19 protein-coding genes are annotated in these 15892 nt (G+C 74.3%); 2 read left to right on the top strand and 17 right to left on the bottom strand.

Annotated elements, in window-relative coordinates; translation table 11 throughout:
• Positions 1 to 228: 228 nt before the first annotated feature.
• From trpA to hisI, 9 genes are all read right to left on the bottom strand, one after another.
• Positions 229 to 1080 carry a tryptophan synthase subunit alpha gene (gene trpA / locus IF99_RS0102490; protein ID WP_051703326.1) on the bottom strand — a complete coding sequence of 284 codons (852 nt, stop codon included), beginning with the start codon at positions 1078 to 1080 and terminating at the stop codon, positions 229 to 231.
• A gap of 44 nt (positions 1081 to 1124) precedes the next feature.
• The gene (trpB, locus tag IF99_RS0102485; protein ID WP_030994621.1) at positions 1125 to 2423 is read right to left on the bottom strand and encodes a tryptophan synthase subunit beta; all 1299 of its coding nucleotides are present in this window, start codon (positions 2421 to 2423) and stop codon (positions 1125 to 1127) included.
• A gap of 132 nt (positions 2424 to 2555) precedes the next feature.
• Complete coding sequence (gene trpM / locus IF99_RS0102480; protein WP_234340554.1) at positions 2556 to 2843, bottom strand: tryptophan biosynthesis modulator TrpM; 288 nt, start codon at positions 2841 to 2843, stop codon at positions 2556 to 2558.
• 8 nt (positions 2844 to 2851) lie between these two features.
• A complete protein-coding gene (trpC, locus tag IF99_RS0102475; RefSeq protein WP_030994619.1) occupies positions 2852 to 3661 on the bottom strand; it encodes an indole-3-glycerol phosphate synthase TrpC in 810 nt (269 codons plus the stop codon).
• Positions 3662 to 3847: 186 nt separating this feature from the next.
• Entirely contained in the window at positions 3848 to 4270 is a 423-nt protein-coding gene (locus IF99_RS0102470) for a DUF2752 domain-containing protein (RefSeq protein WP_030994618.1), read from the bottom strand.
• 125 nt (positions 4271 to 4395) lie between these two features.
• The gene (locus IF99_RS0102465; RefSeq protein WP_030994617.1) at positions 4396 to 4620 is read right to left on the bottom strand and encodes an HGxxPAAW family protein; all 225 of its coding nucleotides are present in this window, start codon (positions 4618 to 4620) and stop codon (positions 4396 to 4398) included.
• Between the two features lie 92 nt (positions 4621 to 4712).
• Positions 4713 to 5381, bottom strand: coding sequence for a TIGR02234 family membrane protein (locus IF99_RS0102460; protein WP_030994616.1), 669 nt, complete (start codon positions 5379 to 5381; stop codon positions 4713 to 4715).
• Positions 5382 to 5388: 7 nt separating this feature from the next.
• Positions 5389 to 6894, bottom strand: coding sequence for an anthranilate synthase component I (locus IF99_RS0102455; protein WP_030994615.1), 1506 nt, complete (start codon positions 6892 to 6894; stop codon positions 5389 to 5391).
• Between the two features lie 165 nt (positions 6895 to 7059).
• Positions 7060 to 7425, bottom strand: a complete 366-nt coding sequence (gene hisI, locus IF99_RS0102450) for a phosphoribosyl-AMP cyclohydrolase (RefSeq protein WP_030994614.1) — start codon at positions 7423 to 7425, stop codon at positions 7060 to 7062.
• A 78-nt stretch (positions 7426 to 7503) separates the two neighbouring features.
• Between hisI and IF99_RS0102445 the strand changes: the two genes are divergently transcribed.
• Positions 7504 to 8139 (top strand): TIGR03085 family metal-binding protein, encoded by a 636-nt coding sequence (locus IF99_RS0102445; protein WP_030994613.1) that lies wholly within the window; start codon positions 7504 to 7506, stop codon positions 8137 to 8139.
• Between the two features lie 48 nt (positions 8140 to 8187).
• Here the strand turns inward: IF99_RS0102445 and hisF are convergent, their stop codons facing one another.
• Genes hisF through hisD form a run of 8 tightly spaced genes read right to left on the bottom strand, consistent with a single transcriptional unit; the run spans position 8188 to position 13940 of the window.
• Positions 8188 to 8949: an imidazole glycerol phosphate synthase subunit HisF gene (hisF, locus tag IF99_RS0102440; protein ID WP_030994612.1), complete on the bottom strand. Its 762-nt coding sequence runs from the start codon at positions 8947 to 8949 to the stop codon at positions 8188 to 8190.
• A complete protein-coding gene (locus IF99_RS0102435; RefSeq protein ID WP_037826327.1) occupies positions 8946 to 9356 on the bottom strand; it encodes a Rid family hydrolase in 411 nt (136 codons plus the stop codon). Before IF99_RS0102435 ends, hisF begins: the two co-directional genes overlap by 4 nt.
• Positions 9353 to 10084 (bottom strand): bifunctional 1-(5-phosphoribosyl)-5-((5-phosphoribosylamino)methylideneamino)imidazole-4-carboxamide isomerase/phosphoribosylanthranilate isomerase PriA, encoded by a 732-nt coding sequence (gene priA / locus IF99_RS0102430; protein WP_030994610.1) that lies wholly within the window; start codon positions 10082 to 10084, stop codon positions 9353 to 9355. The genes IF99_RS0102435 and priA overlap by 4 nt, the downstream gene beginning before the upstream one ends.
• A 2-nt stretch (positions 10085 to 10086) precedes the next feature.
• Positions 10087 to 10731 (bottom strand): imidazole glycerol phosphate synthase subunit HisH, encoded by a 645-nt coding sequence (gene hisH, locus IF99_RS0102425; RefSeq protein WP_030994609.1) that lies wholly within the window; start codon positions 10729 to 10731, stop codon positions 10087 to 10089.
• 8 nt (positions 10732 to 10739) lie between these two features.
• Positions 10740 to 10898, bottom strand: coding sequence for a hypothetical protein (locus IF99_RS34240; protein WP_010277019.1), 159 nt, complete (start codon positions 10896 to 10898; stop codon positions 10740 to 10742).
• Positions 10895 to 11488, bottom strand: coding sequence for an imidazoleglycerol-phosphate dehydratase HisB (gene hisB / locus IF99_RS0102415; protein ID WP_030994608.1), 594 nt, complete (start codon positions 11486 to 11488; stop codon positions 10895 to 10897). Before hisB ends, IF99_RS34240 begins: the two co-directional genes overlap by 4 nt.
• The gene (locus tag IF99_RS0102410; RefSeq protein ID WP_030994607.1) at positions 11485 to 12603 is read right to left on the bottom strand and encodes a histidinol-phosphate transaminase; all 1119 of its coding nucleotides are present in this window, start codon (positions 12601 to 12603) and stop codon (positions 11485 to 11487) included. The genes hisB and IF99_RS0102410 overlap by 4 nt, the downstream gene beginning before the upstream one ends.
• Complete coding sequence (hisD, locus tag IF99_RS0102405) at positions 12600 to 13940, bottom strand: histidinol dehydrogenase (RefSeq protein WP_030994606.1); 1341 nt, start codon at positions 13938 to 13940, stop codon at positions 12600 to 12602. The genes IF99_RS0102410 and hisD overlap by 4 nt, the downstream gene beginning before the upstream one ends.
• 282 nt (positions 13941 to 14222) lie before the next feature.
• Between hisD and IF99_RS0102400 the strand changes: the two genes are divergently transcribed.
• The gene (locus IF99_RS0102400) at positions 14223 to 15794 is read left to right on the top strand and encodes a hypothetical protein (RefSeq protein ID WP_030994605.1); all 1572 of its coding nucleotides are present in this window, start codon (positions 14223 to 14225) and stop codon (positions 15792 to 15794) included.
• Positions 15795 to 15892 lie beyond the last annotated feature (98 nt).

The following is a 15892-nucleotide window of genomic DNA, read 5'->3' as shown; positions in this document are numbered from 1 at the left end:
GTCGGACCATCGGCTCATCGCCCACCCCGCGCGGACGGCTCGGGAGGCACAGGCCGGAACACCCCGGAAGGCCGGGGCCTCAGGAGGTCTGAACCGGACGGAGAGGCCGAACCCCGGGGAGCCGGAGCCGTGAGTCCCCGGAAACCCCTGCGGGCCGGGCCCGCCGGGGGTTCCCCGTCGTGCCCGGCCCGCGGCCGTGCGTCGCGTCCACCGGACCGGCGTCTCGGCTCAGTCCCGTCGCCGGACGCCCTTCGCCAGTTCGCCCGCCAGTTCGCGTACCGCCGCGAGTCCGGCCTCCTCGTCTGGCGCGTCCAGGAGGCGCTTGACGAAGGCGGAGCCGACGATGACGCCGTCCGCGAAGGAGGCGACCTCGGCGGCGTGGGCCGGGGTCGAGACGCCGATGCCGACGCAGATCGGCAGGTCAGTCGTGGCGCGGGCGCGGGTCACGAGGTCCTTGGCCTGCGCGCCGACCGAGTCGCGTGTGCCCGTGACGCCCATGAGGGAGGCCGCGTAGACGAAGCCGCTGCCCGCCGAGGTGATCTCGCCGAGCCGCTTGTCGGTGCTGCTGGGCGCGACGACGAAGACCGTCGCGAGGCCGCGCTTCCCGGCCTGCGCGCGCCACTCCGCGGACTCCTGCACGGGCAGGTCGGGCAGGATGCAGCCCGCTCCCCCGGCCTCGGCGAGCTCACGGGTGAAGCGCTCGACACCGTAGCGGTCGATCGGGTTCCAGTAGGTCATGACGAGGACGGGCTTGCCCGTCGCCTCGAACGCCTGCCGGACCGTGTCCATGACGTGCCGGATCTTGAGGCCGCCGCGCAGCGCGATGTCGTCGGCGGTCTGGATCACGGGGCCGTCCATGACCGGGTCGGAGTGCGGCAGCCCCACCTCGACGATGTCGGCGCCGCCTTCGAGCGCGGCCCGCACGGCCTTCGCGCCGCCCTCGATGCTCGGGAAGCCCGCCGGGAGGTACGCGACGAGCGCCGCGCGGTTCTCGGCGCGGGCGGCCGCGAGGGTCTCGCTCAGCAGCGCGGACTGCCCGGCGTGCTGCCGGGCCGCCGCGTCGCTCGCCGTGCCACTCATCGCGTCACTCGCTGTGTCGCTCACTGCGTCACTCGCTGTGTTGCTCACTGGGGCTCCCCCTCCGCGTCGGCGCGGACGATGCCGTCCACGACGACCGAGGCGTCGTCGTAGAGGCCGAAGTACTTGGCGGCGGTGTCCATGTCCTTGTCGCCGCGTCCGGACAGGTTGACGAGGACGAGCCCGTCGGGGCCGAGTTCGCGCCCGATGTCGAGGGCGCCCGCGAGGGCGTGGGCCGACTCGATGGCCGGGATGATGCCCTCGGTGCGCGACAGGAGCCGCAGCGCCTCCATCGCCTCGCGGTCGGTGACCGGGCGGTACTCGGCGCGTCCCGTCTCGCGCAGGTGCGCGTGCTCGGGGCCGATGCCGGGGTAGTCGAGCCCGGCGGAGATCGAGTAGGGCTCGGTGATCTGGCCCTCCTCGTCCTGGAGGACGTAGCTGCGCGAGCCGTGCAGTATGCCCGGCTCGCCCGCCGTGAGGGTCGCCGCGTGCTCGCCGGAGGCGACGCCGTGCCCGGCGGCCTCGCAGCCGACGAGCCGGACACCCTCGTCGGGCAGGAAGGCGTGGAAGAGGCCCATCGCGTTGGAGCCGCCGCCGACGCAGGCGACGGCGGCGTCGGGGAGCCTGCCGGTGCGCTCCAGGAGCTGGCGGCGGGCCTCGACGCCGATGACGCGGTGGAAGTCGCGGACCATCGCGGGGAAGGGGTGCGGGCCCGCGACGGTGCCGAAGAGGTAGTGCGTGTGGTCGACGTTGGCGACCCAGTCGCGGAACGCCTCGTTGATGGCGTCCTTGAGGGTGCGGCTGCCGGACTTCACGGCGACGACCTCGGCGCCGAGCATCCGCATCCGGGCCACGTTGAGGGCCTGCCGCTCGGTGTCGATCTCGCCCATGTAGATCGTGCAGTCGAGGCCGAAGAGGGCGCAGGCGGTCGCGGTCGCGACCCCGTGCTGGCCCGCGCCGGTCTCGGCGATGACGCGGGTCTTGCCCATGCGGCGGGTGAGCAGCGCCTGCCCGAGCACGTTGTTGATCTTGTGCGAGCCGGTGTGGTTGAGGTCCTCGCGCTTGAGGAACACGCGGGCGCCGCCCGCGTGTCCGGCGAAGCGCGGCACCTCGGTGAGAGCGCTGGGACGCCCGGTGTAGTTGAGGAGGAGGTCGTTGAGTTCGGCGGCGAAGGCGGGGTCGCTCTTGGCCTTGTCGTAGGCGACGGCGACCTCGTCGACGGCGGCGACGAGCGCCTCGGGGATGAAGGCGCCGCCGAAACGGCCGAAGTAGCCCTCGGTGTTCGGGCTCAGGCCCTCGGGATCGGGCACGAAGAAGTCGTGCCCCTGGGATGCCTCGTGTGACATGGGTGGACGCTCCGGTACCGGGCGCGCGCGGGCGGCCCGGGAGAGGTGGTCGGGGACGGCACGGTGGCCACGAGGGTACGGCGCGCGCACGCCCGGACACGTACGGTACGGGCGGCACGCCGCGTCAGGCCCTCAGCGGCCGGCGCGGCGCCATCGCATGCCGTTGACCTGGCCCGGCTCGTCGCCGATCACGTACCGCACGCGGCGGCCGTGGACGCGGCGCGCCGGGGCGCGGCAGCCACGCGGGCGGCAGCCCCGGGCGAGGCACGCGTACGGGTCGCGGGCCTGCGCGCACGCCGCCCGTTCCGGTGCGAGGCCGGGCCTCGGGGGAGCCGCGGGACCGCTCTCCGCCGCGCACACCGCGGCCCCGGACGGGCACGGGGCCTGCCGGGTCGCGGGGGCGGGGGAAGCGGTGGTCATGGGGGGTGTCAGTCCCGTCCATGGCGCAGCGCCGGGTGGGCGCCTGCGGCGACGAGGTCGGCGACGGCGGTCTTCGGGTCGCGCCCGGTGACGAGGGACTCGCCGACGAGGACGGCGTCGGCGCCCGCGTTGGCGTAGGCGATGAGGTCGTGCGGGCCGCGTACGCCCGACTCGGCCACCTTGAGGACGCCCGCCGGGACCTCGGGGGCGACGCGCTCGAAGGTGTTGCGGTCGACCTTGAGGTTCTTCAGGTTGCGCGCGTTGATGCCGATGAGGCGGGCGCCCGCCTCGACCGCGCGCTCGACCTCCGCCTCGTCGTGCGCCTCGACGAGCGGCGTGAGGCCGATCGAGACGGCCCGCTCGATGAGCGATTCGAGCGCGGGCTGCTCCAGGGCCGCGACGATGAGGAGCGCGAGGTCGGCCCCGTAGGCGCGGGCCTCCCACAGCTGGTACGAGGTGACGATGAAGTCCTTGCGCAGGACGGGGATGTCCACCTTGGCGCGGACCGCTTCGAGGTCGGCGAGCGAGCCGCCGAAGCGGCGCTGCTCGGTGAGCACGGAGATGACGGCGGCGCCGCCCGCCTCGTAGTCCGCCGCGAGCGCGGCGGGGTCGGCGATCGCGGCGAGCGCGCCCTTGGAGGGGCTGGAGCGCTTGACCTCGCAGATGACCTGCACGCCCTCGCCGCCGAGCGCGGCGAGTCCGTCGCGGGCCTCCGGGGCGCGGGCCGCACGCTCCTTCAGCTCGTCGAGGCTGACGCGCGCCTGCCGTTCCGCGAGGTCGGCACGCACTCCGTCGATGATCTCGTCGAGCACACTCACTCCGGCGGACTCCTCTCGAACCTCCCCGCGCGGGGAGGGGAAACGTGGTTCAGGCCCGGCCGTGCCCGGTGGAACGGGGGGCGGGGGACCTCTTGCGATGGTAGCCGCCGCAGGGCGTAAGCCCCGCATCCGGTTGACGGTGGCGAGGCTCACCAGCGGATTCCGCGGAGCGGGGCGTGCGTGGGTTCAGGGGTGCAGGAAGCCGCCGAACGGCAGGTTGCGTACGAGGGTGAAGACGAGCAGGACGGCCCCGAGCGCCCAGCGCAGCCGGGCCGGGGGCTGGAGCACCGCGAGGTCCTGGCCGCGCGCGGCGCGTACGGCCCACACGAGCCAGAGCACGGCGGCGATCCCGTATCCGGCGACGGCGAGCGCGTTGTCCTGGAAAGCCGCCACGAGGTCCCCGTGCGCGACGGCGTGCGCGCTGCGCAGCCCGCCGCACCCGGGGCAGTAGATCCCGGTGAACCGCAGCAGCGGGCAGGCGGGGTAGTGCCCCGGCTCGTTCGGGTCGACGGCCCCGACGTACGCGAACGCCCCCGCCACGCCGACGAGGGCGAGAACGGGGGCGGCGAGACGACGGGCGGGACGCGCGAGGGGGGCGGAGGTGGTCACCGGCCCATTGTGGGACCGGGCGGCCGATGCCGCACGCGGGCGGCGCGGGCGCGCCCTCCGCGGCGTGGCGGACGGCCCAGCCCTCCGGCGCGCGGGCAGCGGGGCAGAGCCCCGCTCACCCGGGTTCAGTGGTGGCCGTGGCCGAGCGGGCCGTTCCCCTTGGGCGCGCCCAGACCGGCCGCGCTCATCACGCCGCCCACGATCGCCGCGAGCAGCAGGATGCCGATGCCGACCCAGAAGCCGACCGGCACGGCCATCACGGTGAAGACGCTGCAGACGATGAACCCCACGAAGGCGATCAGAACGCCGGTCCACGCCGCCGGTGTGTGTCCGTGGCCCTGTTGCGACATGACTTGCTCCTCGATGCGGTGGATCTACGCGTCCATTGTCGCGCACGGGACCCGGCGGTGCTCACGGGGGTGGGCCCCGCGCACCGCGCGGCTCAGCGGTCGCCCGTCGGGTCCTCGCCCCGGTCGATGGCCTTCCACAGGTCCTCGGGGCGGTCCGGGTCGACCGCGCGGCGCGGGGCACGCGGGCGGGGCGCCTCGGCCCCGCGCTCGTACCGTCCGGACATCGCGGGCCAGCGGCGGCCGTGCAGCAGCGCGAGGACGCCCGCGAGGAGGAGGAGGGCGCCGGCGCCCGTGGAGACCCAGGGCCAGACGGTGGCGCTGAAGGCGTGGACGGTCGCCGCCGCGTGCCCGGAGGCTTCGGCGGCCTTGTCGTCGAGCGCGCTGTGATCGCGCGCGCCGAGGACGCCCGCGACGACGGTGCCGACGCCGCTGAGTGCGAGCAGGGCCGCGACGAAGACGCGGCCCGCGCGGCGGACGGCGAAGACGGCGAAGAGGGAGGCGAGGCCGACGATGGCGAGGGCCGCCGGGGCGCCGGTGACGTCGCCGCCCTTCACCGAGAGCGGGAGGGTGCCGCCCACGACGGTCGCGGTGCCGTGCGCCCAGGTCTGGCGCGAGCACAGGAGGGCGAGCGCGGCACCCGCGGCGCCGAGCACGAGCGCGGCGGCGAGGCTCCGGCGCGCGCCGCGCTGGGCGGGCGCGGCCTCGGGGACCGCCGGGCTCGCGGGCGGCGCGTCGGTACGGGGATGCGGGACAGCAGTCACCCGTCCACTATCCCTCACCGCCGCGCGCGGTCCGCAGGCGGTCGGCGCTGTGGACGGCGCGGAGCACGGCGGCGGCCTTGTTGCGGCACTCCTGGTCCTCGGCGAGCGGGTCCGAGTCGGCGACGACCCCGGCTCCGGCCTGCACGTAGGCGGTGCCCTCGCGGAGCACGGCGGTGCGGATCGCGATCGCGGTGTCCGAGTCGCCCGCGAAGTCGAGGTAGCCGATGGCGCCGCCGTACACGCCGCGTCGCGAGGGCTCCAGTTCGTCGATGATCTCCAGGGCGCGCGGCTTCGGCGCGCCCGAGAGGGTCCCGGCGGGAAAGCAGGAGGTGAGGACGTCGAAGGCCGTGCGGCCCTCCGCGACCCGCCCGGTGACGGTCGAGACGATGTGCATGACGTGCGAGTACCGCTCGACGGACATGAAGTCGACGACCTCGACGCTGCCGGGCGCGCAGACGCGGCCGAGGTCGTTGCGGCCGAGGTCGACGAGCATGAGGTGCTCGGCGCGCTCCTTGGGGTCCTTGAGGAGTTCCTCACCGAGTTCGCGGTCCTCCTGGGGGGTGGCGCCGCGCGGGCGCGTGCCCGCGATGGGGTGGACCAGGGCGCGGCCGTCCTCGACCTTCACGAGTGCCTCGGGGCTGGAGCCGACGATGTCGAAGCCGTCGAGGCGCAGGAGGTACATGTAGGGCGAGGGGTTGGTGGCGCGCAGGACCCGGTAGACGTCGAGGGCGCTCGCCGCGCACGGTGTCTCGAAGCGCTGCGAGGGCACGACCTGGAAGGCCTCCCCGGCCCGGATGCGCTCCTTGATCGTGTCGACGGCGGTACGGAAGTCGGGGCCGCCCCAGCGCGCGGTGTACTCCGGGAGCGCGGACTCCGGGAGCGCGGCGGGCTCGGAGGCGAGGGGGCGGCGCAGGTCGGCCTCCATCGCGTCGATGCGGGCGACGGCGTCCGCGTACGCCTCGTCGACGCCCGTCGCGAGGTCGTTGTGGTTGATGGCGTTGGCGATGAGCCGGACGGTGCCGTTCCAGTGGTCGAGCACGGCGAGGTCCGAGGTGAGGAGCATCGTCAGCTCGGGCAGGCCCAGCTCGTCGGGCGTGTCCTCGGGGAGCTTCTCCAGGCGGCGCACGACGTCGTAGCCGAGGTAGCCGACCATGCCGCCGGTGAAGGGCGGGAGTCCGGGGGCGAGGTCGCGCGGGGTGTGCAGGGCCTCGACGGTGGCGCGCAGGGCCGCGAGCGGGTCGCCGTCGGTGGGGACGCCGACGGGCGGGGTGCCCGTCCAGTGCGCCTGCCCGTCCTTCTCGCTGAGCACGGCGGCGCTGCGGACGCCGATGAAGGAGTACCGGGACCAGGACTGGCCCGCGCTCTCGGCCGATTCGAGCAGGAAGGTGCCGGGGCGCTCGGCGGCGAGCTTGCGGTAGAGGCCGACCGGGGTGTCGCCGTCGGCGAGGAGGGTGCGGCTGACGGGGATGACCCGCCGGTCGGTGGCGAGAGCGCGGAAGGCTGCGAGGTCCATGGGGCAGGACCCTACTGGCCCGCGGGGGCCGCCGGATTCACGTCCCGCCACCGAAGACGGCCGAGATCCGCGTTCCGCCGCCGGGCCGCCGCGCGAGGGAGCGCGTGTCCCCGCCGCCGGGCCGCCGCACCACGGGGCGCGGGTGCCCGCCGCCGGGCCGCCGGTTCAGGACTCCGGTGCGAGCAGCACGTCCGCGTCGAAGCACGTGCGGTCGCCCGTGTGGCAGGCGGCGCCCACCTGGTCGACCATGACGAGCACGGTGTCGCCGTCGCAGTCCAGGGCCACGGACTTGACGTGCTGGACGTGCCCGGAGGTGTCGCCCTTGACCCAGTACTCCTGCCGCGAGCGCGACCAGTAGGTGCAGCGCCCGGTGGTGAGGGTGCGGTGCAGCGCCTCGTCGTCCATCCACCCGAGCATGAGCACCTCGCCGGTGTCGTACTGCTGGGCGATCGCGGGCACGAGCCCGTCCGCCGTCCGCTTGAGGCGCCGGGCGAGGTCCGGGTCGAGGGGGCTGTCGGCCGTACTGTTCATACGGCCATTGTCGCGCAGCGCGGCGCGCCCGGGGTGCGGGACGTTTCACCTGCCGGTCGCGGGGCTAGGCTGACTTCCATGTCCAGTCATGCGAAGCGTGAACGGCTGCTTCTGGCCGATCTGTTGGAGGCGTCGGGTCCCACCGCGCCGACCCTGTGCGAGGGGTGGCTGACGCGGGACCTGGCCGCCCATGTGGTGGTGCGCGAGCGGCGCCCGGACGCGGCGGGGGGCATGTTCGTCAAGGCGCTCGCCCCGCGCCTGGAGCGGGTGCAGGCGGAGTTCGCCGCGAAGCCGTACGAGGAGCTGGTCCAGCTCATCCGCACGGGCCCGCAGAAGTACTCGCCGTTCAAGCTCAAGCAGGTCGACGAGCTGGCGAACGCCGTCGAGTTCTTCGTCCACGCCGAGGACGTCCGCCGGGCCCAGCCCGACTGGACGCCGCGCACGCTCGACCCGGTCTTCGCAGGGACGCTGTGGACGCGCCTGGAGAAGACGGCGCGGATGAGCGGTCGCAAGGCGCCCGTCGGCATGGTGCTGCGGCTGCCCGACGGCCGCACGGCGGTCGCCAACCGGGGCACCCCCGTCGTCACGGTGACCGGTGAGCCGGGCGAGCTGACGCTCTTCGCCATGGGCCGCCAGGGCCACGCGGACGTCCAGCTGGAGGGCGAGAAGGCGGCCGTGACGGCGCTGACCGAGACGGACAAGCTGGGGTTCTGAGGTCGCATTGCGGCGGGGGCGCCGGGCCGCCGGGACGGCCCGGCGCGCTCAGCGCACCGGCAGCCCGGCCTCGCGCAGTTCGTCCTTGACCTGGCCGATGGCGAGGTCGCCGAAGTGGAAGACCGAGGCCGCGAGGACGGCGTCGGCGCCCGCTTTCACGGCGGGGACGAAGTCGGCGAGCTTGCCCGCGCCGCCGCTCGCGATGACGGGGACGTCGACGCGGCGGCGGACCTCGGTGATCATCTCCAGGTCGTAGCCGTCCTTCGTGCCGTCCGCGTCCATGGAGTTGAGCAGGATCTCCCCCGCGCCCAGCTCCGCGGCGCGCTCGGCCCACGCCAGCGCGTCGAGCCCGGTGCCGGTGCGTCCGCCGTGGGTCGTCACCTCGTAGCCGGGGGTGCCGTCCGTGCGGCGGCGCGCGTCGACGGAGAGGACGAGGACCTGGCGGCCGAAGCGCTCGGCGATCTCGCGGATCAGCTCGGGGCGGCTGATCGCCGCCGTGTTGACACCGACCTTGTCGGCGCCCGCGCGCAGCAGCCGGTCCACGTCCTCTGCGGTGCGGACGCCGCCGCCGACCGTGAGGGGGATGAAGACCTGCTCGGCGGTGCGGCGCACCACGTCGTACGTCGTCTCGCGCGAGCCGGAGGAGGCGGTGATGTCGAGGAACGTCAGCTCGTCGGCGCCCTGCGCGTCGTAGAGCTTGGCGAGTTCGACGGGGTCGCCCGCGTCGCGCAGGTTCTCGAAGTTGACGCCCTTGACGACCCGCCCCGCGTCGACGTCGAGGCAGGGGATCACGCGTACCGCGAGGCTCATGCGTCCACCCCGGGGGCCCGGTACGCCTCGACCTCGATCTCGACCGACATCTCCGGGTCGATGAGCCCGGCGACGAGGACGAGGGTCGCGGCGGGGCGGACCTCGCCGAAGACGTCGGCGTGCGCGCGGCCCACCTCGGCGGTGTCGCCGTTGTGCACGACGTACATGCGGGTGCGCACGACGTCGGCGGCGGTGAGGCCGAGGCGGGCGAGCGCGTCGAGCGCCGTCGCGAGGGCGGCGCGGGCCTGCTCGTAGGGGCCGCCCGCGACGAGGCGCCCGGCCTGTATCCCCGTGCAGCCGGAGACCAGGACGAGGCCGTTGGGCAGGGCGACGGCGCGCGAGTAGCCGATGGCCTCCTCGTAGGGGCCGCCGGAGGAGATCCGCCGGATCTCGCCGGGGCCGCTCACGGCTGCCTCACCACGTCGAGCGCCTCCTCCAGCGTGAACGCCTTGGCGTAGAGCGCCTTGCCGACGATCGCGCCCTCGACGCCCTCGGGGACGAGCGTGCTGAGCGCGCGCAGGTCGTCGAGGGTCGCGACGCCGCCGGAGGCGACGACGGGACGGTCCGTCGCGGCGCAGACGCCGCGCAGGAGGTCGAGGTTGGGGCCCTTGAGGGTGCCGTCCTTGGCGATGTCGGTGACGACGTAGCGGGCGCAGCCCTCGGCGTCGAGGCGCGCGAGGGTCTCGTAGAGGTCGCCGCCGTCGCGGGTCCAGCCGCGGCCGCGGAGCGTCGTGCCGCGTACGTCGAGCCCGACCGCGACGCGGTCGCCGTGCTCGGCGATGACCTTGGCGACCCACTCGGGGGTCTCCAGGGCCGCGGTGCCGAGGTTGACGCGGGTGCAGCCGGTGGCGAGCGCGGCGGCGAGCGTGTCGTCGTCGCGGATGCCGCCGGAGAGTTCGACCCGGATGTCCATGGCGGCTGTCACCTCGGCGACGAGCGCGCGGTTGTCGCCGGTGCCGAAGGCGGCGTCGAGGTCGACGAGGTGCAGCCACTCGGCGCCCGCGGACTGCCAGGCGAGGGCGGCCTCCAGCGGGGAGCCGTAGGAGGTCTCCGTGCCGGACTCGCCGTGCACGAGGCGCACGGCCTGGCCGTCGCGGACATCGACGGCGGGGAGGAGTGCGAGCTGCTGGGCCATGGTCAGAGGGTCTCGATCCAGTTGGTGAGGAGCTGGGCTCCGGCGTCGCCGGACTTCTCGGGGTGGAACTGGGTGGCCCACAGGGGGCCGTTCTCGACGGCGGAGACGAAGCGTTCGCCGTGCGTGGTCCAGGTCACGAGGGGGGCGCGCATGTGGGCGTTGGTGACTTGGAGCGTCCAGTCGTGGACCGCGTAGGAGTGCACGAAGTAGTAGCGCTCCTCGGGGCTCAGCCCGGCGAACATGGCGCTGTCGGCGGGCGCTTCGACGGTGTTCCAGCCCATGTGCGGGACGACGTCGGCCCGCAGCGGGCCGACGGTGCCGGGCCACTCGTCGAGTCCCTCGGTCTCGACGCCGTGCTCGATGCCGCGCCCGAAGAGGATCTGCATGCCGACGCAGATGCCGAGGACGGGGCGGCCCCCGGTCAGGCGGCGGTCGACAATCCAGTCGCCGCGCGCGGCGCGGAGCCCGGCCATGCAGGCGGCGAAGGCGCCGACGCCGGGCACGAGGAGCCCGTCGGCGGCCATGGCGGCGTCGTAGTCGCTGCTGATCTCGACCTCGGCACCGGCGCGGGCGACGGCGCGCTCGGCGGAGCGGACGTTGCCGAAGCCGTAGTCGAGGACGACGACCTTCTTGCTGCTCTTGCTCATCGTGGCGCTCACACCGTCAGGTTGAGGACGCCCGCGATCAGGAAGACGCCGGCGCCGACGGACAGCATCGCGAGCAGGCTCTTCGGCATCCCCTGCTTGACGAACGACCAGACGCCCCCGGCGAGGAACAGGCCGATGATGATCAGAAGCGTGGAGGTGCCGTTCACAGGGCGCCCTTCGTGGAGGGGAGGATGCCCGCGGCGCGCGGGTCGGGTTCGCTGGCGTAGCGCAGGGCGCGGGCGAGTGCCTTGAACTGGCACTCGACGATGTGGTGCGCGTTGCGCCCGTAGGGCACGTGGACGTGCAGGGCGACCTGGGCCTGCGCGACGAAGGACTCCAGGATGTGCCGGGTCATCGTCGTGTCGTAGGCGCCGATCATCGGGGCCATGCCCTCGGGCTCGGTGTGCACGAGGTAGGGGCGGCCGGAGAGGTCCACGGTGACCTGGGCGAGGGATTCGTCGAGCGGCACCGTGCAGTTGCCGAAGCGGTAGACGCCGACCTTGTCGCCGAGCGCCTGCCTGAAGGCGGCGCCGAGGGCGAGCGCGGTGTCCTCGATGGTGTGGTGCGTGTCGATGTGCAGATCGCCCTCGGTCCGCACGACGAGGTCGAACAGGCCGTGCCTGCCGAGCTGGTCGAGCATGTGGTCGTAGAAGCCGACACCCGTCGAGATGTCGGTCTTCCCGGTTCCGTCGAGGTCGATCTCGACCAGCACGGAGGTCTCCTTGGTGGTGCGCTCCACCCGGCCCGTGCGGCTCATGCGCTGTGCTCCTTCTTCAGTCCGCGTACCGCGTCGAGGAACGCGTCGTTCTCGGCGGGGGTCCCGGTCGAGACCCGCAGCCGCCCCGGTACGCCGTTGTCCCTGACCAGGACGCCCCGGTCGAGGAGGTACCGCCAGGCGGCCTGCGCCCCTCCGGGCCCGTCGAAGACCCCGAACTGCACGAAGTTCGCGTCGGAGGGGGTCACCTCGAAGCCGAGCCCGGTCAGCTCGGTGACGATCCGGTCGCGCTCCGCCTTGAGCTGCTCGACGTACCCGAGCAGCGTATCGGTGTGCTCCAGGGCGGCGAGCGCGGTGGCCTGGGTGACGGCGGAGAGGTGGTACGGGAGGCGTACGAGCTGGACCGCGTCGACGACGGCGGGGTCGGCCGCGAGGTAGCCGAGGCGCAGCCCGGCGGCACCGAACGCCTTCGACATCGTGCGCGAGATCACGAGCAGCGGGCGGCCTTCGAGCAACGGGAGCAGGGAGCCGGTGTGGCTGAACTCGACGTACGCCTCGTCGGCGACGACGACCGTCGGCTTGAGGGCCTGCGCGGCGTCGTGGAGGGCGATGACGGTCTCGCGGTCGACGGCGGTGCCGGTCGGGTTGTTGGGCGAGGTGATGAAGACGACATCGGGCCGGTGCGTCGCGAGCGCGGCGACAGCGGCCTCGGTGTCGATCGTGAAGTCCGCGCGCCGGGGCCCGGAGACCCACTCGGTGCTGGTGCCCCGGGCGATGAGGCCGTGCATCGAGTACGAGGGCTCGAAGCCGATCGCGAGCCTTCCGGGGCCGCCGAAGACCTGGAGGAGCTGCTGGATGACCTCGTTGGAGCCGTTCGCCGCCCACACCTGCGCGGCGGTGACCTCGTACCCCTCGCGGGAGAGGTACGCGGCGAGCGCGGTGCGCAGCTCGACGGCGTCGCGGTCGGGGTAGCGGTTGAGGTCGCGGGCGGCCTCGCGGACGCGCTCGGCGATGCGCGCGACGAGCGGTTCGGGGAGCGGGTACGGGTTCTCGTTGGTGTTGAGGCGTACGGGCACGTCGAGCTGGGGGGCGCCGTAGGGGCTCTTGCCGCGCAGTTCGGGGCGGAGCGGGAGGGCGTCGAGGCGGTGGGTCGTCATGGGCGCGGCACCTGCCCCTCGAAGCGGGCGGTCACGGCGGCGCCGTGCGCGGGCAGGTCCTCGGCCTCCGCGAGGGTCACGACGTGGTGGGCGACCTCGGCGAGCGCGTCGCGGCCGTAGTCGACGATGTGGATGCCGCGCAGGAAGGACTGCACGGACAGGCCCGAGGAGTGGCAGGCGCAGCCGCCCGTGGGCAGCACGTGGTTCGACCCGGCGCAGTAGTCGCCGAGCGAGACGGGCGACCAGGGGCCGACGAAGACCGCGCCCGCGTTGCGGACCCGCGCGGCGACGGCGGCGGCGTCGGCGGTCTGGATCTCCAGGTGCTCGGCGGCGTAGGCGTCGACGACGGTGAGCCCGTCGGCGAGGTCGTTGACGAGGACGAGCGCGGACTGGCGCCCGACGAGGGCGGGTTCGACGCGCTCGGCGCGGTGCTTCGTCGCGGCGACCTGGCGGGCCAGCTCCCGTTCGGTGGCCTCGGCGAGCTCGGGCGAGTCGGTGACGAGGACGGAGGCGGCCATGGGGTCGTGCTCGGCCTGGCTGATGAGGTCGGCGGCGACGTGCACGGGGTCGGCGCTCGCGTCGGCGAGGATCGCGATCTCGGTCGGGCCCGCCTCGGCGTCGATGCCGACCCGGCCCTTGAGCAGGCGCTTCGCGGCGGCGACGTAGATGTTGCCGGGTCCAGTGACGAGGTTGACGGGACGGCAGCCCTCGGGGTCCTCGGGGCCGTACGTGCCGTAGGCGAACATCGCGATCGCCTGGGCGCCGCCCGCCGCGTACACCTCGTCGACGCCGAGGAGGGCGCAGGCGGCGAGGATCGTCGGGTGCGGGAGTCCGCCGAACTCGGGCTGGGCGGGCGAGGCGACGGCGATGCCCTCGACCCCGGCTTCCTGGGCGGGCACGACGTTCATGACGACGGAGGAGGGGTAGACCGAGCGTCCGCCGGGCACGTAGAGGCCGACGCGCTCGACGGGCACCCACTTCTCGGTGACGGTGCCGCCGGGGACGACCTGGGTGGTGACGTCGGTGCGGCGCTGCTCGCGGTGGACGAGGCGGGCGCGGCGGATCGACTCGGCGAGCGCGGCCTCGACGCCGGGGTCGAGCGCGGCGCGGGCCTTCTCGATCTCGGCCGGCGGCACCCGCAGGTGCGCCGGTGTCCCGTCGCCGAAGCGCTCCCCCCACTCGATGACCGCCGCCGACCCGCGATGGCGCACGTCCTCGCAGACGGGCCGCACCTTCTCCAGGGCGGCCTCGACGTCGAACTCGGCTCGGGGCAGCAGGTCGCGCAGCGCGGCGCCCTCGGGGAGGGCGGCACCACGCAGGTCGATTCGAGAGATCACACGTCAAGTCTCGCAGACGTCGCGCGGGGGACGCGGGCGCGTATCACTCGGTGATACGGGAGGGGCACGGTCGCGGCGCGGGACGTGGCCGTGTGTGCGTGAGGAGACGGGGGCTGCCACCGTGCGTCACCCCGCGGCAGGCCGTCCGAACAAAAGAACCCCTCACCACCACGCGATTCGTCTCACGGTCCGCGTTCACGACGTCACTCAGCGGGCATGTGATCCCTGACGGTGTGTGCGCACGGCTGTGCGCACCGACGACTCCTTGAGGGGAGGCCGGCCGTGTACGAGGAACTGAGCGGCGAGCCACCGGAGTGGTTGAGCCCGGTGGAAGCCGGGCTGTGGCAGGCGTTCCGCAACGGCAGCATGTTCGACCTGCGCACCGGGGACCCGGTCAGGGACGACCCGCACGGCACCGAGCCGTGGGGCCACGACAGGGAGATACGGGCGCGCGTCGTGTGCGTCCTGCTGCTGAGCTGTCCGCCTCCGCTGCGGGGGCGGGTCTCCTCGCTCAAGCTCGCCGGGGCGCGCGTGACGGGCCTGCTGGACCTCGCGGGCGGCACGGTCGCCCCCTACGTCGAGCTCGTGGGCTGCCGCTTCGAGCAGGAGGTGCTGCTGCCGGAGGCGCGGTTCACGACGCTGCGGCTCGTGGACTGCGCGCTGCCGCGCCTGGAGGCGGCGCGGCTGCACACCGAGGGCGATCTCCACCTCCCGCGCTGCCAGGTCGCGCACGGTGCCCGGCTCACGGACGCGCACATCGGCACCGACCTGCTCCTCAACCAGGCGGTGCTGCGCGCGGACCGGCGCGGGAGCTGCCTGCTCGGCGACGGGCTGAGCGTGGGCCAGGATCTCCAGGCGGAACTGCTGGAGGCGGAGGGCGAGGTGAGCCTGCGCGGGGCGCAGATCGGGGTCTCGCTGAGTCTGCGCGGGGCGCGGCTCAGTCACCCGTACGGGCGGCGCGCGCTCAACGCGCCGCAGCTCACCGTCGAGCGCACCCTCTACCTGACCCCGGCCGCCGTGCTCGACCCGCCGGTGACGGGCGGGAGCACCCCGGCGCGCGGGGCGCGGGTGCGGGGCTTCGAGTGCCGGGGCGGGGTGCGGCTCGACGACGGGAGGTTCGGGGACGCGGTGGACCTGGAGCAGGCGGAGTTCGTGCTCGACAACGACCAGGAGGTGTCGCTGCGCCGCGTCCAGGTGCCCGAGCTGCGGTATCTCGCCCGGCGCGTGGAGCGGGGGCGGGTGGTGCTCTCGGGGGCGCGGGTCGGGACGCTCGTGGACCGGGCGGCGAGCTGGCCGCGCGCGGGGCTGCTCGCGATGGGCGGCTTCAGCTACGAGAGCCTCGTGCCTGTCGGGGCCTTCCCGCTCTCGGCGCGGCTCGCGTGGGTCGCCGCCGCCGAGCCGGAGTACCGGCCCGAGGGATACGAGCGGCTCGCCGCCGTGCTGCGCGCGAGCGGCGAGGACCCGGAGGCGCGCCTGGTGCTGCTCGCCAAGGAGCGGGCGCGGCGCGCGACGCTGCCGCCCGCCGTACGGCTGTGGGGCTACGTGCAGGACGTCACCGTGGCGTACGGGTACCGGCCCGGGCGGGCGGCGCTGTGGATGGGGGTGCTGTGGGCGGCGAGCAGCCTGTTCTTCTCCTGGGAGCCGCCCTCGCCGCTGCGCGCGGGCGAGCACCCGCAGTGGAATCCGGCGCTCTTCGCGCTCGACCTGCTCGTCCCGGTCGTGGACCTGGGGCAGCAGGGTTTCTGGCGGATGCAGGGGGCCGCGCAGTGGGCGGCGGCGGGGCTCGTGGCGCTCGGCTGGACGCTCGCGACGACGGTCGCCGCGGGGGCGACGCGGGCGCTGCGGAAGGGCTGAGCGCGGCGGCCCGGCGGACGCCAGGATTTGCCGGGACTTTACCCCCGCCCGTACAACGTGCCTCCCGAGGCCGAAACGGCACCCCCCGCCCTCTGGAC

The sequence above is a fragment of the Streptomyces sp. NRRL F-5630 genome (assembly GCF_000719475.1).
Lineage (GTDB): Bacteria > Actinomycetota > Actinomycetes > Streptomycetales > Streptomycetaceae > Streptomyces.
The sequence above is the reverse complement of the archived record's forward strand: the minus strand, read 5'-3'. Positions and strand labels throughout refer to the sequence as shown.

Bases quoted from the DNA above. Each gene is read 5' to 3' on its own strand.
- trpA (WP_051703326.1), bottom strand. From the start codon at position 1,080: ATGAGTGGCACGGCGAGCGACGCGGCGGCCCGGCAGCACGCCGGGCAG.
- trpB (WP_030994621.1), bottom strand. From the start codon at position 2,423: ATGTCACACGAGGCATCCCAGGGGCACGACTTCTTCGTGCCCGATCCC.
- trpM (WP_234340554.1), bottom strand. From the start codon at position 2,843: ATGACCACCGCTTCCCCCGCCCCCGCGACCCGGCAGGCCCCGTGCCCG.
- IF99_RS0102465 (WP_030994617.1), bottom strand. From the start codon at position 4,620: ATGTCGCAACAGGGCCACGGACACACACCGGCGGCGTGGACCGGCGTT.
- IF99_RS0102455 (WP_030994615.1), bottom strand. From the start codon at position 6,894: ATGGACCTCGCAGCCTTCCGCGCTCTCGCCACCGACCGGCGGGTCATC.
- hisI (WP_030994614.1), bottom strand. From the start codon at position 7,425: ATGAACAGTACGGCCGACAGCCCCCTCGACCCGGACCTCGCCCGGCGC.
- IF99_RS0102445 (WP_030994613.1), top strand. From the start codon at position 7,504: ATGTCCAGTCATGCGAAGCGTGAACGGCTGCTTCTGGCCGATCTGTTG.
- hisF (WP_030994612.1), bottom strand. From the start codon at position 8,949: ATGAGCCTCGCGGTACGCGTGATCCCCTGCCTCGACGTCGACGCGGGG.
- priA (WP_030994610.1), bottom strand. From the start codon at position 10,084: ATGGCCCAGCAGCTCGCACTCCTCCCCGCCGTCGATGTCCGCGACGGC.
- hisH (WP_030994609.1), bottom strand. From the start codon at position 10,731: ATGAGCAAGAGCAGCAAGAAGGTCGTCGTCCTCGACTACGGCTTCGGC.
- hisB (WP_030994608.1), bottom strand. From the start codon at position 11,488: ATGAGCCGCACGGGCCGGGTGGAGCGCACCACCAAGGAGACCTCCGTG.
- IF99_RS0102410 (WP_030994607.1), bottom strand. From the start codon at position 12,603: ATGACGACCCACCGCCTCGACGCCCTCCCGCTCCGCCCCGAACTGCGC.